The organism is Thermogemmatispora tikiterensis (genome assembly GCF_003268475.1).
In the GTDB taxonomy this organism is placed as follows: Bacteria; Chloroflexota; Ktedonobacteria; order Ktedonobacterales; family Ktedonobacteraceae; genus Thermogemmatispora; species Thermogemmatispora tikiterensis.
This window is the reverse complement of sequence record NZ_MCIF01000002.1, coordinates 2,206,422-2,228,618: the sequence shown is the minus strand read 5'-3', so window position 1 is coordinate 2,228,618 and position 22,197 is coordinate 2,206,422. Positions and strand designations below refer to the sequence as shown.

The following is a 22,197-nucleotide window of genomic DNA, read 5'->3' as shown; positions in this document are numbered from 1 at the left end:
ACTGAAGTCGCTCCCCGCGACGCGGTAGGGGACAAGACTCGGACCCCTAGCTGATATAGCCGCAGGTGGTGAGTGTGACTGTGCAGGTCGCTCCTATGGCCCGGATGTCGATCTGCCCATTGCTGTCAAGCGGCAGGATAGCCTGGCCCTGCCAGCGCGCTGTTGTGGAGAGCAGGTCGCCGCAGGTGACCGTCTGAGCAAGATTGCCACCGTGGGGGGCAATGTCCAGGTGAGCTGGCTGGCTGCTGGCGCTAAAGGAGATCCTGGCCAGGATGGCCAGAGCGCCAAGGGGGATGCCGCTGCTGCCACCGACCAGTGTGAAGGTAGCGATGGCTCCATTGCTGATGGCGACGTTGTTGATCTGTTGCACGCCGCTGACCAGGGTCAGGCGACCTGGGGGTGGTGTAGGGAGACCGCTGAGGCCGTTGGCATAGGTGGCAATAACCACGGCATCCTGGGGATTGTGTTCGTCGAAGAAGAGCACGGCGCATAAGGCTCCGATCAGGCCGCTGCTCCCGTCGAGACTATTGGCCACCGGCACGCCTTGAAGCATCTGGGAAGTGGCTTCAAAGAGCAACACCGAGGCCTGGTATGTGCCTGGATTGAAGGCCTGAATGATGCCGCGTCTGATGGTTACTCCCATAGCGTTTCTTCTGCTCTCTTTCTGGGGTGAGCCAGACGCCTGTGGACGGCGCTGCCTTCAGATGAGTGGAAGGCTAGGCATCATTGGCTCCCTGGCCGGGCTGTGGAGCCGAGTCGGAAGTGCCGCAGGCGTGGAAGCTCGCCGCCGTGTAGCTGGTACCGAGCAGGGTGTTGAGAGCCGTGGCGATGGTGGCAAAGGTCTGGCTGCCCGATGGGTCAACGCGGCAGAAAATGCCGTCCTGGGGGAGTACTGCATCGCTGGTCGTTTGGAAGATGCACATGGTGCGCGGGTTGAAGTAACTGCCCGCCGGCACGGTGCTGCCACCGTTGTAGCGTCCGTAGACGAATTCAAGGATATCCATCATGGTGTATGTTTACTCCTTTCTCCGCTGGGAGATTTGTTCCTATCAACTGCTGAGGCTGACGGTGGGTGCCAGTTAGATTTCGAGCCATTTCAGCATGGCCGCCCAGCTGTTGCTGCTGGTTGCCACGTAGAGGGCCAGGCCGTTGCCTGGCGGCAAGATGATCAGGGTGCCATTGCTGAGGAAATCGATGGTAGTGTTGGAGACCAGCAGCAGGGTATCGAGCTGGCTGCCCACTGGCGTAAGATTGTTATTGCTCATGCTGGCGCTGGCCACACTGGCGGGGCCACCGGCCTTGAGATTGAGCGGTGTGAGAGTGGTACCAAGAGCTGGGTCGCTGCTGGTCAAGTTGAGTTGGTGCCAGCTCGAAGCGGCCTCGGCCACGCGGGCGGAGAAGACCAGTAGTGTTTTACCGGAGCTGCCCGGATTGAAAAGGCTAAGCCCGGTGGTGGCTGTGGCCGTGCTGGTTTGCTTGCCGGTAGTGACGCTATAGCCCTGGCCGTTACTCAACCACTCATTGAACTGCTGGCGTACGAAGACAGGGTTGCTGACGCTGGGTGCGGCGCCGTTCCACTGAGCGATATTGACCTGGGTACGTCCGGCGCTATCGAGCAGGATAGGGGTGTCACCAGCGCTGCTGCTCTTGCCGTAATTGGAGACGCGGAGTTCATTGCTGCTATCCAGGCCCGGGGCGATGCCGCCAATCTGGGCGACGTTGATGGTCTGGTTAGGCACCAGTTGCAAGCGTCCGTTGCCATCGATAGCCAGTAGATTGCTGCTGTTGCCATCGGCCAGTCTAACCTGACCGATCAGATTGCCGCCAGAGGGTAGGGCTGGCAAACTATTGATGTTAACGATCTGGCGTCCGGCACTGTCGAGCAGGATAGGGGTATCGCCTGGAGCGCTGTTTTTGCCGTAGAGGCTCACACCAAGGCGGTTGGCGCCGGTACCATCGGCCTGGGGAGCAACGCCGTTCAGCTGGTTCAGATTGACGTTCTGCTCGGAGGCGGCGTTGAGGGTAGCAGTCGTTTTCAGATTCCCCTGGGCGTCGAGCTGCAGGGCCTGGCCCAGACCGGCGGGATTCACTCCCCCGATCAGCAACGAGCCGTCGCTGTTGAGGTAGCCTGACATCGGGTCCTGCCTCCTGTCTACCTAGATGCCACGATAGAGACCGCGATAGTCGACGACGGCGCCGCCGTATTCATGGCGGATCTTGTACGAGATGACGTCCTGGGTAAAGTTCAGGCCGTAGAGGGGCTGGTCCTGGATGAAGAGCACGGGATTGACCTGGCCGCCAACGAAGCCAATTTCAATGGTGTCGACTTCGCGAGGATCGGCCACCAGGAACCACTGAGTTGGGCTGGTGAGCTGAGGCGAGACGATAGGGGTGACATAACCCATCATGGGGTTAATGTCGTTGTTCGGCGAGCCGGGGATGCCCGCCGAGCGTGTAGCGATCATGGCGCTCCATTCCAGCTCGGGAGGGACAACCAGGTAGCGCGGGCGCAGTCCGATACGCTTGCCGGCGAAATTGCTCTGTTCGCGCATAGCGGTAACCCCGGTCTGCATAGCAGCAGTCGAGAGGGCAGCGTTGCCGAGGTTGTTGTGCGGGTTGCCCGTCGTAAAGAGCGGGGAGCCGTCATAGATGGTAGGATTGCCCGAGAGGAAACCGTAGACGAATTCGGCCAGGGTATAGGCCGCGGCAACGGCCAGCTTGGTAGGGATTTGGCGGATGGCCATCAAGTCATCGTTAATGATGGTTTCGCGCGAGATGGTGACCAGGTTACCGCGCTTCATGGGAACGTAGGTGGCTGCGGTATCGGTCAGGCTGAGAGTAGTGTAGGCACTGTCTTCAGCTACAGTCGAGAGGCTGCCAAAGGCGCCCAGACGCACACGTGTCTGTTGCTTGAAGTCTCTGATGGGTACAATGGTGCAGAATTTTTGCCACTCTGCTGGCCAGGCCTGGTAGTCTTTGAGGAGACGCTTGTTCATGGAGGTCCCCAGCAGGTAGCTGAAGGAGGCGGTGGTTGTGTCACCCTCGCTGATGCGCGTCAGGGGGGCGTGCTCTCCGATACGGATCTGACCAAGCAGGCTACGTGCAGAGAATCCGCTGACGCTCGGGTCGCCGGTGACGCGGGCGTAAGCTTCGCGGATGCTGGTGAAGCCGCGGATGTTGCCGAGGCGACTGGTGTCGATCTCCAGCTCGAACATGCGATCGAAGGCAGCCTGGATTTTTTCGGCCTCGGTGATTTGCTCGCCGATCTCAGGGCGGGCGTACCCGTGATCACGCACGAGGCCGACGGCGGCCAGCTCGGCTAGCACGCGGCGTTGTTCGGCAATGGCCTCGTCTAATTCGGCGACCTCGAAGATGCGTCCCTCGTAGCGGCGGCGAAGATGCTGCTTGACGGCTTCGGGCAGGTGCACCTCCTGCAGGCGTCGCTCCAGGGCGAGGCGGGCGCGCTCAAGGCGTAACTCTTGCAGCAGGGCGTCCCACGAGGGAGTGGGGCAGGTGGTCTGCTCCTGCTCGCGGAGGGAGCCGGGCAGCTCAGGCTGGTTTTGGGGGGTGCTGGTCTGTGCGGGAGTTGGGGAGTTGGTCGGGGTGGCGGTGTTGCTCATGTGGTGACCTCTCTGGGGGGTGGCCTCGTGAAAAGGACAATAGTCGTGGAGGATACGGCGGATGCTGCCACCGGCGCTGGGACGAGTGACAATATCGCACGAGTTGAGGGCGCTGATGCTGACCACTTCGCGCAGGGGACGGGCGCCATCCTGGCTCTCGCGCAGCTGCCAGCTGCCATAGATGTCGATGGAGAGGCCGATCAGGCCCGGCTGACCCAGAGCACAGGCTTCGCGGATCAGGCGCCAGAGCCAGTCGGCGGATTCGAGAATGTGCAGGGTGGCGTCGACGCGCCCGGGCTCGCCGGCAGTGGGTGGCACATAGCGCGGAGCACGGTAAAAGCCGGCGATGTCGCGCACAGAGCGGGTAACGCTCTCGCCGTCGCTACGGGCATGATCGACGTAGGCGTGAGCGTTGTCGAGCAGAGCGGCGAGGCGTTGGAGGACGGCCTCATTATAGTAGTAACCGTTAAGACTGGCTCCGCCGCGAATGACGGTGACCAGGACATCGCGGTGCTCATCCTGCGGAAAGGTCTGTCCTTCGCGAATGAATCCCTCGATGTGGATGCGCTCCGCGGGCTGAGCAGGGCTGGGGTGGTCGCTCGGCTCCAGGTCGGCCTGGCTCGCGCTGGTCATGTGGGGAAGTACGGGATGCTCAGCGGTCATAAGGAACCTCCTGGCCGGCCCAGGGAGGCGACTCCTGGCTGAGCGCTAGCAGCAGTGATGCCAGATGGCGCAAGCGGTGAGTCATGCCGTCCTGGGTGGTACGCGTCTCATCGTAGTGCAGGGTGGGAGGAAGCAGGCGGGCGTCGGCGCTACGCCGAACCTGGGCGGCTATTTCGGGGCTGAGGGTGGCTGGTGCTTCGCCCAGGGTTGGGGCTATCTCTGCCTGTCTCAGAGAGTGCTCACTGGAGGGAAAGCGCAGAAGATTGGGGGGAAGCAGCGGTTCCAGCAGCGTGGGCAAAGGAGGATCGGGTTGATCGGTAGAGGGCAGGTCGAGGAGAGCGGAAGCCGGCTGCGCGAGGAAGAGAGCAGAAGGGTCGGCTTTCTCGGGATCAGGGAGCGTCAGCGCGGGCAAGCCGGGAGTATCTGGCGCCAGCGGAGGGAAACGAAGAGCGAGGAACTGCTCATCGGTCATGGGGGTCTCCTTCCTTCCTCGCCGTGGCGGGATAGACAAGTCCACAAGCGTAGGAAGTGAGTGGAATGGGGCGGGCTACCCTGCCTGGGAGCAGAGAGCCGCCGGCGAGTGGTGACAGAGAAGAAATCAGCGATGCAGCCGCGAAGGTGGGGTGAGTGCTGCTTTGCAGGCACACTCGAGAAAGGACAGATCATGGGTGGGCGCGAGAGGGCACACTCACCATTGCCTTGCCGGAACGTGAAGGGGCACGCCGGAGGCCGTTTCGTGGTTGCATCGTGCGGCGGCAAGCCAGAAAAGCTTACCAAGTGACAAGTATAACTGAGGCTTAGGGAGAAGTCAAGCCTGTTCCTGACTGGCTGCTTTGCCGCCCCACCCTCTCTTCTTGACAGGTTGCTTGTCATACTCTATACTTGGCTTAGCTGGCAGTTTGCCACCTGCCACATCCTCGCCTACTGCGCACGGCTCGGGAGACCGCTGCCTTCGTGTCCCCTGGCCGTGCCGCATCTCGCTTCTGGTCTCCGCATCAGACAAAGCGCCCTGTTCTCTAGCGCGAGCAGGTGTTGTCTATTGTCTGTCATCACTGCCTCAAGAGGAGGTCCCACATGCCACCTCGCTTCTCTTTCCCCGGCTGGCTACCCAATCGACACGCTTCCTCAACTCAGCGCTCTGGCGCCCTGGCCATTTCCTCCACCGGTCAATCCTCGGCTCTCGACCGTGTCAGGGAGCAACTCGGTCCTACCGCCTTTGCCTCCAGTCCTATGCAAGAAGACGGGTACTGGGGGAGGCTTGCCAGTGGGGTAGAAGAAGACTACTTCTGGCGCCGTCTCTCGGACAACTGGTATCAGAAGGACCCTATTCCCTCCACTTATCTCGAACTCCACAACCAGTGCTATGAGGCCTACAATGCCAATCCTCTGGCCTTTGCCATCATCGAGATCACTACCAGCTTTGTCATGGGAAAAGGCGTCACCATCGCCGCGCGCGACCCGCGCGTCCAGCGCGTCCTGCTCGACTTCTGGTACGACCCCGAGAACCAGATGGAGACACGTGTGTATTCCCTCTGTACCGAGCTGGCCCTTTATGGAGAGCAGTTCATCCGTTTCTTTGTCAACCCTTACAATGGGCGGGTCACCATTCGTCAGATTGATCCCTCGCTCATCGATGAGATTGAGACCGATCCCGATGACATCGAAAAGCCCTTGCGTTTCCATCGCCGGCCCGTCGGTCCCTCAGCCAGTCTGCCGAACGGCTCTGGCCAGAGCGCTGCACTCTCACCCGGTGCTAAGCCAGCGACGTCTGCCGCTTCTCTTGAGGGACAGTGGTTCAAGGCGGGTGAAGAGGTTGTCCAGTTCGCCATCAATAAGGTCTCCAGCGCTAAGCGCGGCAAAAGCGATCTGGCTACCCTCCTGCCCTGGCTACGCCGTTACAAGGACTGGCTAACCGATCGCGTGCGCATCAACAAGTACAAGGGAGCATTTTTGTGGGATGTGCGTTTGCAGGGAGCCGATCGCAAGACCATCGAACGCAAAAAGATGGAATATAGCTATCCGCCGGAGCCGGGCAGCGTGATCATTCACAACGAGGCTGAGACCTGGTCGGCCATCAAGCCGGAGATCAATGCCAACGAGGCTGCCGAGGATGGACGGGCCATCAAGCTGATGATCGCCGTTGGCGCTCAGCTGCCAGAGCATTACCTTGCTGACGGCAGCTACAGCAATCGGGCTACCGCCGCTGAGATGGGCCTGCCAACCCTCCTGAAGTTTCAACGCCGGCAATTTGTCATGCGTGCCATGTTGCGCACCATTCTCGACCGAGTCCTGCACGAGGCGTCGCGGGCTGGCACACTGCCCCCAACGGTCGACAGGCACTATGACATCATCTTCCCCGAAATCGAAGTTACCGATCATGCTACCCTGGCCAGCGCCGTGCAGATGCTGGTCTCGGCTCTCAGTGCTGCGAAAAGCCAGAGCTGGATCAGCGACGAAACAGCCATGCGACTCATCTTCCAGTTTGCCGGAGAGGAGATCGATGTTCACGAGGAAAAGGGGCGCATTAGCCGTCAGCACGATCAGCTTGAAGAGAGGCCCGGGGCCGTCAGCGATTCGGGAGAGAAGTCGCAACCCCTGTGAGCCTTAGCTCTTGTCTTGCTGAGCAAAAAGGCTCTCACGCGGTCTGCTTGTTGCTCCGCTTAGCGGGCATTGATACACTCCAGAAAGGAGCCGCGGCCATGTCTCGTGCTAGCCCACTGCGCCTGTCTCGGCCTGGCCATCGTCGCCTGGAGCAGGCGCCGCCTGCCGTTATCAGCTCGTCAGCTTACAGCCTACCCGGGCCTGCTAGCCGACGGAACCTGATCTGTGACGCTCGCCATTACGGCTATCCACTTGCTCGCTCTCACCACGCTCTCGGCCTCGGCGTGCCTGAGCTTACTTCTCTGTCCTGGTGGATCGGAGGCGAGAGCGATGACCATGACCGGGAGAACCAGCTTCCCCTTTAAGGGCTGGCTGTGCCCGCCCAGTGCCCGGGTTAACCTCGACAATCTGACGCTGTATTGACGGAAAGGAAATATACCCGTGCCCCTTGACTCCCGCAAAACTCAACACGTACTCCAGCTCATCAACCGCAGCTATGCAGGGCGCCAGCGCAGCCTTGTCGCTGTTGTCCTCAGCGGAGGCAGCTACAGCTACCGGCTCATACAAGGCATTGTACGTCCCCTGCACTGCCTTGATCCCCAGATCTATGACAGCAGTGGTCTGCCGCCGCGCCCCGAGGCCGACCTTTTGCTCATTGCTCCTCTGGGTAGCGACTTCAGCGGCGTCGTCTACCTGGCCGATTGTGCCGTGGCCAGCGCCGCTGCCGTGGCTGCAGCAGCCAAATACGAGCTGATTGAGGCCGTGCCTGTGGGCCTGCTGCCCGGGGGAACCCATCTGCGCGTCCTCCTGCGCCGCCTGCGCTGAGCCGCAGGCTCTCTTTGTTTTGCGAGATTCGGTAGTGCGCTACTAAGCGACAGTATTGCTTTCAAGCTCTGCCTGTGGTATGCTCTCGTTAAGATCTCTGTACATTTTGAGCCTGTTGAGCATCTTCTCAGAGATCAAGACATCTCACCCAGGCCATGCTATGCATTTCGTTGCGGTGTAAATGCTGCTTGCAGGAGGAGGAAGCCTCATGGATGCGTTCTTTACCGCTTTGAACTGGATTGGGCTGATTCTCTCTCTCCCTGGACTGATTGCCTTTGCCTTGGGCCTCTACGCCTGGGTTCGTGGCATTGCGCCTGTCCTCTATCGCCTGGGGCTTGGTTTAGCGCGCCGGAAAATTGCCCTTCTGGCGAAGGGCGACAATGTCGCCAGCGGTCGCAGCCTCTTGCTTGATCCGCACCTCTTCCGTGAAGAAAACCTGATCATCGTCACTTCGCCCAAGGATCTAGGCCGGGCTGAGCGCGCCGATGTTCTGCTGGTTTACTGGGAAGATTGGAAGGACAATATTGATGACATTCTACGCCTCAAAAGGGATCATGTCGCCCTGGTAATTTACGCCCTGCCGCAGACCATTCTCCCCGAGAAGCTAAAAGAGCTGGACAGCCATCGCTATACCATTGTGGCTAACTTCCGTGGCCGTCTGCTCAACGACGTCATTGTGAGCCTCATCGCCATCAGCGGCCAGGCGAGCTGAGCGGCTGCAACTCTCTCTTCTTATCACAAGGTAGCTTCCTGGAACAGGAGAAATTATCAGGATCATCAGATGCTCGATCATCCGCTCATCTAGACCTGTAGTTGGCGAGCAAGCAATTCTCTTCCAACTCCGCCAGGCTGGCAAGAGGGCGGAGTCTCTCCAGGCTCTCCCGCCATTCTGGGAGGAGCTGATAAGCAAGAGCCATCTATGGCAGGCGGGTGGGGGTAAAGAGCATCCTCTTTTGGAAGAAAGCACCGCTCGCTCGTTCTATTACAAGGGAGTCACGTTTTGTGCAAACGAGCGGCAGGCCGGTTCAAGCAGAGTCGCAAAGAAGGAGGTCAGAGCCATGCTTAGCAGCTCCACGAGCCGCTTCCGATCTGCGCTGCGCTTAGCGCCAACCGTGCTTGAACGGCGCCTGGAACGAATCACCCTGCTCCTGCTTCTGCTTATAGCCGTTCTCAGCGGCTGGGGTCTCCTCTTTCTTCCCAGGACTATCCCTATCCACTACAGTCTTAGCGGCTCTATTCATCCCGATCTCAACGGCAGCAAGTGGATTCTCGTCCTCTTCTTCCTGCTGGCCCTGGCTCTTTACGGGCTACTCAGCTTGCTCAGTCGTTGCCTGCATGCTTTCCACCATCCCCTGCTGACCGTTCCCCAGCGGGCCGAGCGCCGCTATCGACTAGGGCGCTTGCTTCTAGCTGGGCTAAAGCTCTGTCTCTGCGCTCTTCTGGCTTATCTCTCCTGGATGTTTATCCAGGGAGCCATCAGTGGTCTCAACGGCTGGATCTTCCTGGGTTTTCTTCTCTTAGCTGCACTGCCGCCCTTGCTGGTTCTCCTCTATTTCATCCAGCTTCGGCGCCTGTCCTAAGCCTGCTCTGGCTGGTCTGGCACAGCGCTGCCTTTCCCTTCTCCACCTTCTGCCAGAAGCGGTCTGCTCAAGGCAGCAGCCCGCCCGGTGGCAGTGGTTTCAACCAGCGGTCTAAAAACAGATAGGCCGTCTCGCGGGCCTCTGGAGGAAAGGCATGGCCGCCCTGGAAGACCAGATAGCGAAAGCGCTCGGGTACTCCTAGCTGAATATAAATACTCTGCGCGTAGTTCACCATAAAATAGAAGCCATCGATCGGAAGGAACGGGTCCTGTTCACCGCCAACCATCATGAACGGTGTTGGAGCCAGCGACCCAAGCAGGTCATCCATATCGGCCACATCGAGCAAGCCTGGAATGCAGTTCACCAGAGGCTGGCTCAGACCATCGCGCAGCAGTGACTTCACCAACGTCAGCCCGCAGGATGCCACCGCGGCCATCACTCTGGCATCGTACCAGGTCAACCAGAGCGCCTCAAGCCCGCCTAGTGAATGCCCAATCACTCCCAGGTTCTGCTTGTCTACTTCTGGGAGCGAGCTGAGAAGATCCAGACTGCAAGCCAGGTCATGCAAGTACTTCGCCTGCAGCGATGAACCTTTCTGCAAGCGCTTCGTAAACTCAAAGCGCTCATAATTTTCGCCCATCAGCGCCGTCCGCCGTCGACGGATCTCTTCCGAAGGGCGGCGCTCCTCGTAGCAGAGAAGATCAGGGCACAGTACCACATAGCCACGCAGGCAGATCTCTCGCCCGTAATGATACATTGGGTCGCCAGAGATCCCGGCTACTTCTCCTTTCCCCAGCTCACAGCGCTCGCTATCGCGATGAATGGCCAGAATCGCCGGCCAGCCCTTTTTCGGCCTCTCTCCTTGCGGGCGTAGCAACCAGGCTGGCATGATCTCGCCCGGCTCGACCATGTAGGTGACGCGCGTACGCGTATACTCGCCCTCATCGACAGGCTCCTCAAAGACTGCCTCCAGAGGCACCTTCGAGGGAAATCTTCCCAGGCGTGCCAGGATCTTCTCGCGCAACAGGCGATTCTCCATCTTTTCTCCTCTCTTTCTACCTGCAAAACCGCACAGCCTGCAACCGGATCAGTGCAGCATTGAGCCATAGCCGGTGGACAGGCGAGGCAGCGGCGCGAGGCGTCTGCTCTCTGCAGACAGTTACCCTCTGTGGGTCCGCAGCGGTCTCTCTCTGGGACACTGTCCTTGACGAATCACAGACAGCTCACCTGCTACAGGCACGTCCCCACGCAGCGTTTCTCTGACCCTTCCCAAGCCTCTCATTTCTTGTATAGCAGAAAAGATATGAATTGTATGATATGCATATTGTAATGCACTGCTTGAAGAATTGCAAGCCTGGGGCGGCAGTCTCATCGGACTCACCTTGTCAGAGAGCAGCGGCTGCGGTAGTGTATTATCAATGGGGCTGGCCATGAGAAGCAAGCGGTGCCAGCCTCAGCTGACCACACCAAGGAGAGACTGGCCATGATGTCTGCTCATGCGCAGACAACGGGACGGATGGTCGATCTTGCGGCCTCACCCGAGGGAGCAGAGGCGGCCATCGTCGTAGATAGATTCTGCAAAAGCTATAACGGACGACGTGTCGTTGACGAACTAAGTTTCAGTGTGCGACGGGGAGAAGTCTTTGCCCTCCTGGGGCCTAATGGGGCCGGCAAAACCACCACCGTTGAAACTCTAGAGGGCTACCGTCGCCCCGATGGGGGGAGTGTACGCGTCCTTGGGCTGGACCCGATCCGGGACGCCGCTCGTCTCAAGCCGCTCATTGGCGTCATGCTCCAGCAGGATGGCCTTTATCCCATGCTCCGCCCGCGGGAAGTGTTGCGCCTCTTTGCTGGCTACTATCGGCAGCCCCAGCCCATTGATCAGCTCCTGGAACGTGTCGGTATTGACCCTGGCACCAAAACCATCTGTCGCCGGCTTTCTGGCGGTCAGAAGCGTCGCCTGGCCCTCGCCCTGGCCCTCGTCGGCAATCCTCAACTGCTTTTTCTCGACGAGCCTACCGCAGGCATGGACCCCCAGGCTCGCCTGGCTACCTGGGAGATCATTCGCGATCTCAAGGCTCAGGGAGTCACCATCTTGTTAACTACCCACCTGATGGATGAAGCTGAGCGTTTGGCCGACCGCGTAGCCATTATCGATCATGGCCGGCTCATAGCTCTGGACACTCCTGAGCGGCTGACTGGCGTTGACAGCGCTACTGTTCTACGCTTCGTCGCTCCTGCCGGCCTCGATAGCCGCGCTCTGGCGGCCTTACCTGGCGTCCAACGTGCCGAGGAAGTGCGCCCCGGCAGCTACCTGCTCGAAACGGCGCCGCAAAGCATGCCCGCGGTCCTGGCTGACCTCACCGCCTGGTTGCGCGATCGCGGCATCACCCTGACTGAATTGCGTGTCGGTCATGGCTCGCTCGAAGAGCTATTCCTGCGCCTGACCGGCTCCGAGATGCGTGAATGAGTGGAAAGGCAGGTCTCAAGCGTCCTTTGTGGAGGTGAACCTATGACAACCTTTGCCAATACGGGCCAGAGTGGACGGGCGCAGCCACAGCCGGCGCAGGCAGCTCCATTCCTCCGTCAGGTTGGGGCCCAGTTCAAAGCTGAGCTTCTGCTGACCGCGCGCCGTGGTGAAAACATTCTCGTCACCCTCATTCTCCCGGTGATTCTCCTGGTCTTTTTTGCCTCGCTCAAGATCATTCCTGTGAGCACAGGCTCAGTCATCAACTTTCTTTTGCCTGGCATCCTGGCTTTAGCCATCATGGCCTCGGGCATGGTCCATTTGGGCATCTCGACCGCCTATGAGCGGTACTATGGTGTGCTCAAACGCTTAGGAGCGACGCCTCTCCCGCGGAGCGGCCTCATCACCGCCAAAATTGTCGCAGTGCTGCTGCTAGAGGTGCTGCAGGTAGTCCTGCTAGTGGGCATTGCCTTGCTCTTCTATGGCTGGCGTCCCGTTGGCTCGCCCGGCCTGGCCATTCTGGTGCTGGCTCTGGGGACCATTACCTTTGCTGCTTTGGGACTGGCCATGGCCGGAAGCTTGCGCGCTGAGACAACCCTGGCAGTAGCCAACGGTCTCTATCTGCTCTTTCTGCTCATTGGGGGCGGTATTCTGCCCCTTGACCACCTACCAGCTCCCCTGGCAGCTCTGGCTCAGTATCTGCCAGCTGCGGCCTTCACTCAGTCGCTGCAGGCTGCTCTGACTGCCGGCGCTCCTTTCCCCGGCACAGCCCTGCTGACACTGCTGGTCTGGATGATTCTCATCCTGGCGGTGGCCATCAGGACTTTCCGTTGGGAGTAGCGTCATCTGTGGGAATAAATGAAATCATCTCATTGTTTTTGTAAGGTGGAAGCCCCAAAAAGAGGGCATGAGCAGGAGCTTCTCGCTAGAGAGGTCAAACGGATCAGCGAAACGGCTGGCGGTCGTCTCTTGACGAGACGATCGTGACAATCCGGAGACAGAGAAAAGAAAGACGGAGCCAGCCGTGAAGAGCGGCAGAGGCTCACAGGACCCGAAGCGCGGGGAAAATAAGCCTGGCAATCGTGCGAAAGGAGGTGGGCGGCTATGGTCAGCATCATCCGCTACGATCCTTTCCGCGAGGTAATCAGCCTGCGGGATGCTATCGATCGGCTCTTTGAGGAGAGCTTTGTGGCGCCTGGCTGGCGCTGGGATGAGGCTTCGGCGACCATCCCCATCAATGTGCGAGAGAATGAGCACGGCTATCAGGTTCAGGCGCAGATCCCTGGCGTGAAGCCTGAGCAGCTGGAGGTGAACGTCACCGGCAACACGCTGACGCTTAAGGCGGAGGTACCGCGCGAGGAGGTGGAGGAGCAGCGTGGTCAGTGGCATGTGCGCGAGATTCGCAGCGGTAGCTTCGCGCGGACGATTACCTTCCCGAAGGACATTGATAGCGGGAAGATCGAGGCCAGGTACGAGAACGGTGTGTTGACCGTGAACGTTCCCTTCGGCGAGGCGAACAAGCCGAAGAAGATCCGCGTCAAGGCCGCCTGAGCCTGAACGCTGGCTTGTGGCGCCCGGAGAGACTGAGATCGCAGAAACGTGGCCAGTTCAGGCCACACCCCTCACCGTCACCAGAAAACGGTGAGGGGTTTTTTATTTCAGCTCTGGAGCTGGCAGGATACCGAACGGTTGCACATGCTTAGGACCCGCTTTATCACGTTCTCCCCAAAAAAAGACCTGCACAGCCACGGCTCCTGATTTGAGACTGTGCAGGCTTCTAGTGGGAGATACCAACAAAAGGATATCGCTACCGGTGTCCCCGACAGGAATCGAACCTGCGCGCCCGGTTCCGGAGACCGGTGCTCTATCCACTGAGCTACGGGGACCTGCTCCACCGACGATTATACCATATCTGTCAACATGGGTCACCATTTCCGCAGGGATATGTCACTGCCAGGCTCTGGCGCTGCTCCTTCCCTCGTAGTCTCCCCTCTCACTGGCCGTTCCCGCTCAGAGGCTTGCCTTTCCCGCCTGGGGCCGTTCCAGCCGGCCTTCCTGACTAGTTCCGTCTCTTGGCTAGCGGCCTCCTTATTTTACTGTCTGCTTCTTAGCTGATTATTTGATCTGTTCGCTGCTTCATTAGATTGCCGCATTTAGCTATTGACAGATAGGTAAATGCCGTGTTATTATGCCCCCATATTTTCAGGGAACAGGGAATACGTAGAAAGGGTTGGGCCTATGGAAAATAGCCACGAACATCTATCCTTCTCGCCTACTCTACCCGTTGGCCTTGGCGGCCATTCGCGATTCTCTGAAGTTTTGACCCCCGCCGCGGAAAACGACGGACACGGCGAAGAGGAGCTGGTGCTGGCTGAGACGCTGAAGCTGCCGGTCCCGGCTGCTCCGCCAACGGTCAGGCAGCGCGTGCTCCGGGCGGTGGCGCTGGGACTCTCTGTGGTGCTGGCGGTGACGCTCTATCTTCTCTGGCAGGAAGCAGCACCTGCCGAGGCGCCTCTGGTATCAGCTCCATCTGGCGGCACAGCGACTGCGCTGACCCCAGCTTCAGCAGAGGGTCGGGTGCCCGTGGTGACTGCCACAGCGACGGTTGCTCCTGCCACGGCACTGACGCCTGCTGCCAGTATTGAGGTTTATATTGTCGGAGCTGTTCGCCATCCCGGGGTCTATACACTGCCCGCGGGCGCCCGCGTCTATCAGCTACTGCAAGCTGCAGGCGGCCCCTTGCCCGAGGCCAATCTGGTGGCTCTCAATCTGGCCGCTGTCCTCCACGATGGCGAGGAAATCTATGTGACACGAGTTGGTGAGGCCCCTCCACCCATTGCTGTCAATGGCTCAGCGCAGGAAGGTGCCGGCTCTGTCTCCAGCAGTCCTGCTGCCTCTTCCTCAGCTCTGGTGAATATCAACACTGCCGGCGTTGATGAGCTGCGCCAGCAATTGCATGTCAGTGCAACAACTGCCCAGAATATTGTGAACTATCGTCTCCAGCATGGCCCCTATACGGCAGTCGATCAGCTTCTCCAGGTCGTGAGTCGCTCGATCTACGACCGCATTAAGAATCTGGTGACGGTCTGAGCGATGTAAGGCAGCGCAGTAGGGAAAGAGGGGATTGTCATGTCGTTGCTGCTCCTGAGAGAAGCTCGGCTACGGCTGCGGAAGCTACCGCTGATAGTCGCCTGCTCGGGCTGGCTGGCAGGGATACTGCTTGCCTATTGGCTGCAGCTTCCCTCGCTCTGGCTCCCGCTGCCACTCCTGGCAACGGTCGTGGCAACCGTTGTTGGCTGGCGCCGTTGGGAGATGGCCGGTGGGCTTTTGCTCTTCCTGTCAACGTTGCTTGGTGGTGCCTGGCATATGACGCTGGCCGACCCTCGTCATGATCCTCAGGCTCTGGTCAGTTTGCTGCGTTCCCCGGCGGGGACCAGCGAGATGGTCGTTCGCGGTGAGGTGAGTGCGCCTCCTGCTCTGGAGGGGCATGCCCGTCGCCTCACGGTGAGCGTGGCCGAGGTGAGCAGCGATGGTGGCTTACACTGGCAGCCGCGGCATGGCGAGATCGCTGTCTTCACTTCTGGCACCTTGCTCGATGATCCCTATGGTCCAGCTTACGGCGATGAAGTCCTGCTGCGTGGGCACCTCGTGCCACCAGCCAGCAATGATGCTCCAGATCTGCAGGCGTTGATGGTCTTCCCTCGTCTCTCGGTCAGACGGCACGGAGGGAATCCTTTGCTGGCTTTGCTCTATACGCTTCGCTTCCGGCTGGCGGCTTTGATCGCAAGAGCTTTGCCCCAGCCCGAGGCAGCGCTGCTGGTGGCGATCCTGCTCGGCTTACGGACGCCCGCTCTGCTGCCGCTGACACCCCTATTCAATGTGACGGGCACTGCTCATTTGATTGTCCCCAGTGGCTTTAAGGTGACGCTACTCGCCGGCCTGATTGCACTGCCACTGCAGCCCCTGGCTCGCCAGAAGCCTGACGATTGGCGTCTCCTGCCGGCTCAGCGTCGGCGCTCTCAGCGCTGGCTGTGGCTGCTCTGTCTGCTCCAGCTGCTGACGATTGCTGCCTATACGGTGCTCAGTGGCACAGGGCCAGCGGCCTTGCGAGCTGGTTTCATGGGGGCGCTCCTGGTTCTTGCTCCCCGCCTGGGGCGCAGCTACCATGTATATACTGCTCTGGCGGCGACTGCTCTGGCGATGAGTTTTGTCGATCCGTTTATCCTCTGGGATAGCGGTTTCCAGCTCTCGTTTCTGGGAACATGGGGGATTGTGCTCCTGGCTCCCCTCTTTACCCGACCGCTGCTGTGGCTGGAGCATTTCCCGGCTGGTTCGCTGCTGGTGGAGGCTCTGGCGGTCACGCTGGCAGCCCAGGTAGCAACCTTGCCGATCTTCGCTCTGACCTTTGCTCAGCTCTCGTTGGTGGCGCCGTTGGCTAATTTGGTGACGGTCCCTTTGCTGGAGCTGTTGCTCTTGCTGGGCGTGGCGATCTGTCTGCTGGGAGCGATGAGCTTTCCTCTGGCCGTGGTTGTGGGCTGGCTCGCCTGGTTCCCTCTGCACTATGTAATTGGCGCTGTGGCTTTCTGCGCTCGACTCCCGTTGGCCTGGTTGAGTACGGCGGGCTGGCCGCTTTCGCTTCCGCTGGCCTGGGGCTACTATACGGTTTTGGCTGGCGCCTTGGGACTGGGCTGGCGCTCTTGTCCGTCGTTGTTTGTCCCATTCCCTGAAAATGGCCTCAGGCAGACTGGAGCAAGTCGTTCAACGCCGGGGAAGGAACATGGCCGCCATCGGGGCTTGCTCCTTGGCGGACAGGTAGCCCTGGCGCTCTTGCTCCTGCTGGCGACGGGCCTGCGTGCGCTGCTGAGCCAGGAGAGTGCTGGACTGGTGCTGACGCTCTTCTCGTTAGCGTCCCCTTCGGGAAGCACTGGTCCTGCGATGCTGGTCCAGATGGCCCACGGGGGCGTGCTCTTGATCGACGGCGGCCCTGATGCGACGGCCCTCGCTCAGGTACTGGATCACCGCCTGCCCTTGTGGCAACGCCACATTGACTGGCTGGTGCTGTCTACTCCTTTGCTCTCTCATTTAACAGGCCTCCAGGATGCTGCATCGCGCTTTGAGATCGGCCAGGCCCTGGATGGGGGGGTGCTACACCCAGGGGCAGCCTACGCACTCTGGCGTCGTACCCTCCGGGAAGATGGCGTCCCCTACCAGACGCTCCGTCAAGGCCAAGCGCTCTCGCCAGGGCCAAATCTGCGTCTGGAAGTGCTCTGGCCTCCATCCCCCCTCCACCGTGGAGGCGATGAGGCACGCAATAACGCTCTGGTCCTGCGCCTGGTTGCTCCGGGTTTGCACCTCTTGCTCCTGGGGGAGGCAGCGCAGAGCGCCTATGCGCTCAGTGGATTGCTGACCGCTGTCGGATCATCCTCTCCAGGTCAGGATAATGTGGTACTGGCCACGCTGACTGCTGGTCAGCAACCACCCCCCGCTTTCTCTCGCCTGCTGGAGCTGTTGCATCCATCCTTACTGGTGGTGCATGTGACGACTCATCGCTCGCCAGCAGCAATGCAAAAACCCGTTGCGGTGAAGACTGGCGAGCGGCCCTTCATTGTCCCTTCTGGCTTGAAGCATACGTTTTTGCTCAGAGCGCCAGCTGCCTTCACATTGCAGACTGGCCCGACTGGTTGGTCTTTTGGCCTGGCTGCCCCGTGATTGCCGCGCTCTCCAGGTCGCAGCTCATTCGACGAGAAGAGATGTCCTGAGATCTAACGTCTCTCGGGCATCGCATTGTAGGCGAACATGGATGAGGATGAGAAAAGATCGGCTGAACGTCTTCATTTCAGGATGAGTTGGCGATGAGAAAGGCACGAACTCTCTGAAGAAGGCTGTTGAGAAACCGCCTCGGTGGGAAGCAAGGATGGCGCCATGTTTGCTACCACTACCGTGCTGAGCTTCTGGCTGTTAGAACCACTGAGGTAAAACAGCGGCCTGGATCTCATCGGGCTCATCGGTTCTGCCTGTCCATCTTCTGCTGATATGCGGGGTGGACGGGACAGGCAATAAGCAGCAGCACTATTGCTATAGTGGTTGTCCATGCTATCATAGGGGGAGTCATTGGCAATTAGTCAGGATAGCAAAGGAAGGAGCATCTACGTCTTATGAGCCGCTGTGAACGCTGTGGCTATGATAGCCCCCATCATGTGGCGATCTGTCCCGTCTGCGGCTCGCTGACCACGGTCTCCGGTGACTATACTCCCCCATCGGGAGGCCCTGAGACGCCAGGGAGCACGAGCGAGCCATTTTCATACTATAGCCCCAGCGACTGGCCAGGTTCTAGCCCCGGGTCCTATGCTGATTCCCAGCCTCAGCAGGCTCCCTTGTCCTATACGCCCTACTCTCCACCTCAGCAGGTCAATGTGATGGTCGTGCAGCCTCAAAAGGAGGTGGCGCCTCTCATCGTCGAGCTGTTGTTATCTCTTCTTTTGAATATCTACGGCATTGGCTGGCTGATGGTCGGCGAGACCCTTCCTGGGGTGCTGCTCCTGGTCGGCAGCATTGTAGTTCTCTGGCCACTCCTGCTGGTCTCCTTGATCATCTGGCCGGTGTGCTGCGGTTTCAAGCTCTTGCTGATTGTGGGACTGGTCATCAATAGCGTGCTGTTGAATAACTATCTGGATCGCCAGGCTGCTCGTCGCTTGATGCCGATGCCTCCTCCACCGCAGCGTCAGTGGTAGAATAACTAGGTTAGAAAGGAGTATCTCTATCCTTACCTGCATATGCGGAAGACAAGGACGACAGTGGAGAGAAACAATTGCACTCAGGCCCTCGACTCGCTACTGGGCAGCTGGCTCGGGGCGGCCCTGCCCTGTGGCCCTCGATCTGTCTGATAGAAGCCGTCCCTGTAGGGCGGTGGCGACGTCATAGGAGTAAAGAGTAATAAGAGTAATCAGACGGGAAAGGCCAGGCGCCGATACTTCTCTCGCGATTCGAGCCAGGCTTCATCAGAGAGACCCAGCCGCTCACGCAGCGTCTCAAAAGAGACCCCAGCCCGCAACTGACGGACGGCAAAGGTATCGCGCAACAGTTGTAGCGTCACCCGCTTCTTGATTCCGGCTGCTTTGACCGCGCGGGCCAAAATATAGTTGAGATTGCGATCGGTGCAGTTAAAGAGCGTCTCGCCAGGCTGGTGCTGATATTTTCCTAAATATTCGCGCACAATGTCGCTAAACTCGGGCGGCAAGACCAGGCTGCGCTCGCGGTGCTGCTTGCCTGTTGAGGGAGGAAAATGGATACTCACTAACGGCTGCTGTGGATTGGAGAGGTCAATGTGCTCTGGTTTGAGAATCATGATCTCTTCTTTTTTGAGACCCGCGTGCAGTGTCAGATAGATCAGACAGAGACAGCGCACATCTTCGGCTGCCGCTCTGAGCAGTCGCTCGATCTCTTCCTCAAAGAGAAGCTCCGGCAGCGGCGGCAACGGGCGCTCCAGGATGAGGCTCGCCGATGGATCTTCGCGGATCACCCCTTCGCGTGCCAGCCAGGAAAAGAAGTTCTTGAGAAAGGTGACGCGCCGCGCCATGGTCTTGGGGGCCGGTGTATGATCTTTGTTGCCAAATTTCAACTTCATGAGCCAGTCGACAAGATCCTCTTTGGTGATTCTGCCAACCGGTGTCTCCGGCCCCATGAATTCGGTGAACATCTTGAGGTCAGAAAGAAAGCAGGTAACGGTATAGTTCGATTTTCCCCGCAGCTTCAGCTCCTGCTGATAGGGTAAAGCGCAGGCTGCTAAGCTGGACTGCTCTGTCAAAGGCTGCGTACGCACCAGAGGGGGAAATGGAACCTCACGTGGGTCCGCTGGCTGCGTGACGACCTGCGTAGCTCCCGGGAAAAGACCAGCTTGTACTACAACAGGCTCTTCTTGCGCTACGCTCTCCGTTGGCCGCTTCTTCTGACTATCCTCGTGCATGAGCTGCTCTCCAGTGGTAGTTTCATGCTCTGAAGCTGTTCTTTTTGTGTTTCATTATAGCAGGAGAAGCCAGCACTGTTCAACCTTCGTACTCGCTTCCTGTGACTCCTTTCCCCTGCTCGTCATGCCTCAAGCAAGGAGAACTTGCGCTCCTCGCGCAATGCCCGGAGAAGATGGTTCTTTGATCTGAATGAGACACCTGCCTGTGCTGTTCCTTGTGATAGGCGGGGCGAGCCTGGCCTTCGCGGTGCCTGCAACCTATAACCTGACGGTTGCGACAGCCTGCGTTCCCCTTCCCCTCTTTGATGCTCGTTTCTATGAAGTGATGGCACGGTCGCACGGTCCTGTTGGGGGTCTATCACGATCTCGGTTTGACGACTCCAGACTACGTTAGCTCCTGGATCAATCCGCGGCCTGCTACCCGGCGATCTGCCCAGCCCCTTGGACGCTGAGGCGCGAGGAAGATTTCAAGTGTGGGGCCTGGCTCTAGGTGGAACGTCATTAGAGCACCCTTTCATTTCTGCTGTCTATGCACTTTGGGAAGCTCTGGCAACCGGGGAGCATTGAGGGTGATCTGCCAGTCATTCGCTTCCCGGCAGCTCCCGATGCGCTGGCGGCCCGCCTTATGGTGTGCTCCTTCCCGCTTCTGGTCTTCGCCCTGGCCCTGCTCAGACTGGGGCCGCTGGTGGCTCTGGCTGCCGATTCTCCTGGCCATAGCCATGACCATCGGTCAGTGCCTCATCTTCTACAGCAGCCCTGGCATACGGGCTCCAATTGCGTCCATCGCTGATCCTGCTGGAGAGTGCGGTCATTGCTCAATGACCAGAGAAAGCGCTGACGCCGAGGCCAGAACCCAAAAGCAGACCCTGGCAGTGATCCTGGCGGGGGAAACAGCTTCCCAGATAGAGGGTAAGGATGCAAGTGAAATCTGGTGGGACCTGTCCCCTGCAGGGACTTCACTAAAGGTGTACCGCAGCTGCGGAGCAGAAATCAAGAGACCTCACCCGGATTGTCCTGGCATTGTGGAGGAGCAATCGGCTGAGGTCTTTACCTGATAGGCGTTATCTTGCTGTAGTACTAGAAAAGCGCCAGACGGTCCTGGCCCTGACGTAGAGTAAACTGACCAGCGACACCTGGCCACTCACCCACCCACTCGCTCAGGCCAGGCGCTCAAACGGATGAGGCGTGTCAGGCGGTCCAGGCGATTACTCTGGTTTGCTCCCTTGGCTTCCCGACTCCCCTTCGGCTTCCAGGCTATCTGTCTCCTCCACCTCTTCCTCGCTGTCCAGAGAGTAAAGGGGTACCTCCAGATCCTCTGGCTCGAACTCCTCATCCACCTCCTCGCTCTCCTCAACGCTGGCCACACGCCCCCAGTCGCTATAGCGCGCCGGTCGGGACTCCTTCCAGACACGGATAGTGGGCCGCATCGTAGGGAAGGCGCGTAGTCCTTCTGGCGCAGCCGGACCTTCGAGCTGCGGCTCGTAAGCTGGCGCGCTCTCGCGCACAAGTACTTCCTCTCCCCAGGCCGTGGCTTCGAAGCCCAGGCGACGCAGGTCCATAACCATGCCGGGCCAGGTATCCTCTGGGGCAATGGCCCACCATTCGCGTCCCCACAGACGCACCGGGCGAACGCGTAGAGGCCGATTCAGATCCCCCAGAGTGGCTAGTAACGGCGAGCGCTTGCGTTCCGCTTTTTTCATTGCTTGTCAACCGTCCTTCCCAGGACTGAGACCACCTGTTCTGGCCTCTTCTCCTGGTACCGTGTTGCGATGGAGCAGCGTCGTGCCTCAATGCTGCTGCCAGGTGAGACCAGGAGAGTCGGATTCTGTATCCTTCCGCTATTTACGATACCACATAACCCGGGCTATTGCCAGTAGGGCGATATCTACCGCCCTCGCTGTCGCTCCGTGCTGCGCGCCAGAGAAGGCGGTTGACATCGCCCTCGTGTTATCAAAGCTCAGACTAACAGGACTGCTTGTCTGGTTCTGAAGGCCAGGTTAGATGGAGCCAGATCGCCTGCTCTGGCTACCTACTTTGTACTGGCAGCCCCAGATGGGCTACTATCTCACCGTCGTGCCACTCCGGTGGTCCCTCTAGCCAGCGTAGCATCTGGTGATAACGCTGATCCTGCTCCTCGCTGCGAGCGTTGGCCAGGTAAGCTTCTTTGTCGCTGAAAGCTACAGCGATATAGCACTCACGGTCATCGGCATCCATGCGGTAGACAAGCGTTGCAACGGTTCCAGGCACATGCGCCTGCTCAAACTCGCGTAACTCTGCCAGGAGCTGTGCCTCTGCTCCGGGTTTGATCCGACAGTGGGCGACTGTTCCATACATGGAATATTTTCCTTTCTGTCTGACTACAATGAAGGACATTGCCGCATCGGATACCGGGCCGATGCTGTTGTTGTACCTCTTAACCCAGGCCTTTAGCAAGCACAGCTATGGGCACTATGACGCGGCCAAAAAAGCAAGGCGCCG

The 22,197-nt window shown here is 59.3% G+C and carries 21 protein-coding genes and 1 tRNA gene; 12 read left to right on the top strand and 10 right to left on the bottom strand.

The genetic code is table 11. The features are described 5' to 3' along the window. Positions 1–46: 46 nt before the first annotated feature. From A4R35_RS08915 to A4R35_RS08895, 5 genes are all read right to left on the bottom strand, one after another. Positions 47–643: a hypothetical protein gene (locus tag A4R35_RS08915; RefSeq protein ID WP_112428540.1), complete on the bottom strand. Its 597-nt coding sequence runs from the start codon at positions 641–643 to the stop codon at positions 47–49. A 73-nt stretch (positions 644–716) separates the two neighbouring features. After that, entirely contained in the window at positions 717–1,007 is a 291-nt protein-coding gene (locus A4R35_RS08910) for a hypothetical protein (RefSeq protein ID WP_112428538.1), read from the bottom strand. A gap of 72 nt (positions 1,008–1,079) precedes the next feature. Continuing rightward, complete coding sequence (locus A4R35_RS08905; RefSeq protein WP_112428536.1) at positions 1,080–2,135, bottom strand: hypothetical protein; 1,056 nt, start codon at positions 2,133–2,135, stop codon at positions 1,080–1,082. A gap of 21 nt (positions 2,136–2,156) precedes the next feature. Continuing rightward, complete coding sequence (locus A4R35_RS08900; protein WP_112428534.1) at positions 2,157–4,283, bottom strand: phage major capsid protein; 2,127 nt, start codon at positions 4,281–4,283, stop codon at positions 2,157–2,159. After that, a complete protein-coding gene (locus A4R35_RS08895; protein ID WP_112428532.1) occupies positions 4,273–4,755 on the bottom strand; it encodes a hypothetical protein in 483 nt (160 codons plus the stop codon). The genes A4R35_RS08900 and A4R35_RS08895 overlap by 11 nt, the downstream gene beginning before the upstream one ends. 602 nt (positions 4,756–5,357) lie before the next feature. On the opposite strand from A4R35_RS08895, the gene A4R35_RS08890 reads away from it, so the two are divergent. The 5 genes from A4R35_RS08890 (at position 5,358) to A4R35_RS08870 (ending at position 9,289) form a co-directional block, all read left to right on the top strand. Further along, complete coding sequence (locus A4R35_RS08890) at positions 5,358–6,884, top strand: phage portal protein (RefSeq protein WP_112428530.1); 1,527 nt, start codon at positions 5,358–5,360, stop codon at positions 6,882–6,884. A gap of 98 nt (positions 6,885–6,982) precedes the next feature. Beyond that, complete coding sequence (locus A4R35_RS08885; RefSeq protein ID WP_112428528.1) at positions 6,983–7,249, top strand: hypothetical protein; 267 nt, start codon at positions 6,983–6,985, stop codon at positions 7,247–7,249. A gap of 76 nt (positions 7,250–7,325) precedes the next feature. Then, positions 7,326–7,709, top strand: a complete 384-nt coding sequence (locus tag A4R35_RS08880; RefSeq protein ID WP_112428526.1) for a hypothetical protein — start codon at positions 7,326–7,328, stop codon at positions 7,707–7,709. 208 nt (positions 7,710–7,917) lie between these two features. Continuing rightward, a complete protein-coding gene (locus tag A4R35_RS08875; protein ID WP_112428524.1) occupies positions 7,918–8,421 on the top strand; it encodes a hypothetical protein in 504 nt (167 codons plus the stop codon). Between the two features lie 346 nt (positions 8,422–8,767). Beyond that, the gene (locus A4R35_RS08870; RefSeq protein ID WP_112428522.1) at positions 8,768–9,289 is read left to right on the top strand and encodes a hypothetical protein; all 522 of its coding nucleotides are present in this window, start codon (positions 8,768–8,770) and stop codon (positions 9,287–9,289) included. A gap of 67 nt (positions 9,290–9,356) precedes the next feature. Here A4R35_RS08870 and A4R35_RS08865 read toward each other — a convergent pair whose 3' ends face one another. Continuing rightward, entirely contained in the window at positions 9,357–10,328 is a 972-nt protein-coding gene (locus A4R35_RS08865) for a dienelactone hydrolase family protein (RefSeq protein ID WP_112428520.1), read from the bottom strand. 447 nt (positions 10,329–10,775) lie between these two features. Between A4R35_RS08865 and A4R35_RS08860 the strand changes: the two genes are divergently transcribed. The 3 genes from A4R35_RS08860 (at position 10,776) to A4R35_RS08850 (ending at position 13,307) form a co-directional block, all read left to right on the top strand. Next, complete coding sequence (locus A4R35_RS08860; RefSeq protein ID WP_112428518.1) at positions 10,776–11,759, top strand: ABC transporter ATP-binding protein; 984 nt, start codon at positions 10,776–10,778, stop codon at positions 11,757–11,759. Between the two features lie 42 nt (positions 11,760–11,801). After that, on the top strand, positions 11,802–12,596 hold the full coding sequence (locus tag A4R35_RS08855) for an ABC transporter permease (RefSeq protein WP_112428516.1): 795 nt from the start codon (positions 11,802–11,804) through the stop codon (positions 12,594–12,596). A gap of 264 nt (positions 12,597–12,860) precedes the next feature. Then, complete coding sequence (locus tag A4R35_RS08850) at positions 12,861–13,307, top strand: Hsp20/alpha crystallin family protein (RefSeq protein ID WP_112428514.1); 447 nt, start codon at positions 12,861–12,863, stop codon at positions 13,305–13,307. A gap of 263 nt (positions 13,308–13,570) precedes the next feature. Here the strand turns inward: A4R35_RS08850 and A4R35_RS08845 are convergent. Continuing rightward, a tRNA-Arg gene (locus A4R35_RS08845) sits at positions 13,571–13,642 on the bottom strand. 352 nt (positions 13,643–13,994) lie between these two features. Here A4R35_RS08845 and A4R35_RS08840 point away from each other — a divergent pair. The 3 genes from A4R35_RS08840 to A4R35_RS08830 all read left to right on the top strand — a co-directional run bounded on the left by A4R35_RS08840 (position 13,995) and on the right by A4R35_RS08830 (position 18,487). Further along, positions 13,995–14,846, top strand: coding sequence for a helix-hairpin-helix domain-containing protein (locus tag A4R35_RS08840; protein ID WP_189361568.1), 852 nt, complete (start codon positions 13,995–13,997; stop codon positions 14,844–14,846). 39 nt (positions 14,847–14,885) lie between these two features. Then, complete coding sequence (locus A4R35_RS08835) at positions 14,886–17,465, top strand: ComEC/Rec2 family competence protein (RefSeq protein WP_112428510.1); 2,580 nt, start codon at positions 14,886–14,888, stop codon at positions 17,463–17,465. Positions 17,466–17,911: 446 nt separating this feature from the next. Next, the gene (locus A4R35_RS08830) at positions 17,912–18,487 is read left to right on the top strand and encodes a hypothetical protein (protein WP_112428508.1); all 576 of its coding nucleotides are present in this window, start codon (positions 17,912–17,914) and stop codon (positions 18,485–18,487) included. Between the two features lie 212 nt (positions 18,488–18,699). Here A4R35_RS08830 and A4R35_RS08825 read toward each other — a convergent pair whose 3' ends face one another. Continuing rightward, positions 18,700–19,719, bottom strand: coding sequence for a tyrosine-type recombinase/integrase (locus tag A4R35_RS08825; RefSeq protein ID WP_112428506.1), 1,020 nt, complete (start codon positions 19,717–19,719; stop codon positions 18,700–18,702). Between the two features lie 529 nt (positions 19,720–20,248). Here A4R35_RS08825 and A4R35_RS08820 point away from each other — a divergent pair. Then, positions 20,249–20,509 (top strand): hypothetical protein, encoded by a 261-nt coding sequence (locus A4R35_RS08820; RefSeq protein ID WP_112428504.1) that lies wholly within the window; start codon positions 20,249–20,251, stop codon positions 20,507–20,509. A gap of 415 nt (positions 20,510–20,924) precedes the next feature. On the opposite strand, the gene A4R35_RS08810 is transcribed toward A4R35_RS08820, so the two are convergent. Both A4R35_RS08810 and A4R35_RS08805 read right to left on the bottom strand, forming a co-directional pair. Continuing rightward, a complete protein-coding gene (locus A4R35_RS08810; protein WP_112428500.1) occupies positions 20,925–21,419 on the bottom strand; it encodes a hypothetical protein in 495 nt (164 codons plus the stop codon). Between the two features lie 325 nt (positions 21,420–21,744). Continuing rightward, complete coding sequence (locus A4R35_RS08805) at positions 21,745–22,053, bottom strand: antibiotic biosynthesis monooxygenase (protein ID WP_112428498.1); 309 nt, start codon at positions 22,051–22,053, stop codon at positions 21,745–21,747. Positions 22,054–22,197: the final 144 nt, after the last annotated feature.

Coding starts and splice junctions, on each gene's coding strand:
- A4R35_RS08860 (WP_112428518.1), top strand. CDS start 10,776: ATGTCTGCTCATGCGCAGACAACGGGACGGATGGTCGATCTTGCGGCC.
- A4R35_RS08830 (WP_112428508.1), top strand. CDS start 17,912: ATGAGCCGCTGTGAACGCTGTGGCTATGATAGCCCCCATCATGTGGCG.
- A4R35_RS08850 (WP_112428514.1), top strand. CDS start 12,861: ATGGTCAGCATCATCCGCTACGATCCTTTCCGCGAGGTAATCAGCCTG.
- A4R35_RS08890 (WP_112428530.1), top strand. CDS start 5,358: ATGCCACCTCGCTTCTCTTTCCCCGGCTGGCTACCCAATCGACACGCT.
- A4R35_RS08865 (WP_112428520.1), bottom strand. CDS start 10,328: ATGGAGAATCGCCTGTTGCGCGAGAAGATCCTGGCACGCCTGGGAAGA.
- A4R35_RS08900 (WP_112428534.1), bottom strand. CDS start 4,283: ATGACCGCTGAGCATCCCGTACTTCCCCACATGACCAGCGCGAGCCAG.
- A4R35_RS08820 (WP_112428504.1), top strand. CDS start 20,249: ATGCACTTTGGGAAGCTCTGGCAACCGGGGAGCATTGAGGGTGATCTG.
- A4R35_RS08835 (WP_112428510.1), top strand. CDS start 14,886: ATGTCGTTGCTGCTCCTGAGAGAAGCTCGGCTACGGCTGCGGAAGCTA.
- A4R35_RS08805 (WP_112428498.1), bottom strand. CDS start 22,053: ATGTATGGAACAGTCGCCCACTGTCGGATCAAACCCGGAGCAGAGGCA.
- A4R35_RS08855 (WP_112428516.1), top strand. CDS start 11,802: ATGACAACCTTTGCCAATACGGGCCAGAGTGGACGGGCGCAGCCACAG.
- A4R35_RS08905 (WP_112428536.1), bottom strand. CDS start 2,135: ATGTCAGGCTACCTCAACAGCGACGGCTCGTTGCTGATCGGGGGAGTG.
- A4R35_RS08840 (WP_189361568.1), top strand. CDS start 13,995: ATGGAAAATAGCCACGAACATCTATCCTTCTCGCCTACTCTACCCGTT.
- A4R35_RS08870 (WP_112428522.1), top strand. CDS start 8,768: ATGCTTAGCAGCTCCACGAGCCGCTTCCGATCTGCGCTGCGCTTAGCG.
- A4R35_RS08910 (WP_112428538.1), bottom strand. CDS start 1,007: ATGATGGATATCCTTGAATTCGTCTACGGACGCTACAACGGTGGCAGC.
- A4R35_RS08895 (WP_112428532.1), bottom strand. CDS start 4,755: ATGACCGATGAGCAGTTCCTCGCTCTTCGTTTCCCTCCGCTGGCGCCA.
- A4R35_RS08915 (WP_112428540.1), bottom strand. CDS start 643: ATGGGAGTAACCATCAGACGCGGCATCATTCAGGCCTTCAATCCAGGC.
- A4R35_RS08885 (WP_112428528.1), top strand. CDS start 6,983: ATGTCTCGTGCTAGCCCACTGCGCCTGTCTCGGCCTGGCCATCGTCGC.
- A4R35_RS08825 (WP_112428506.1), bottom strand. CDS start 19,719: ATGCACGAGGATAGTCAGAAGAAGCGGCCAACGGAGAGCGTAGCGCAA.
- A4R35_RS08810 (WP_112428500.1), bottom strand. CDS start 21,419: ATGAAAAAAGCGGAACGCAAGCGCTCGCCGTTACTAGCCACTCTGGGG.
- A4R35_RS08875 (WP_112428524.1), top strand. CDS start 7,918: ATGGATGCGTTCTTTACCGCTTTGAACTGGATTGGGCTGATTCTCTCT.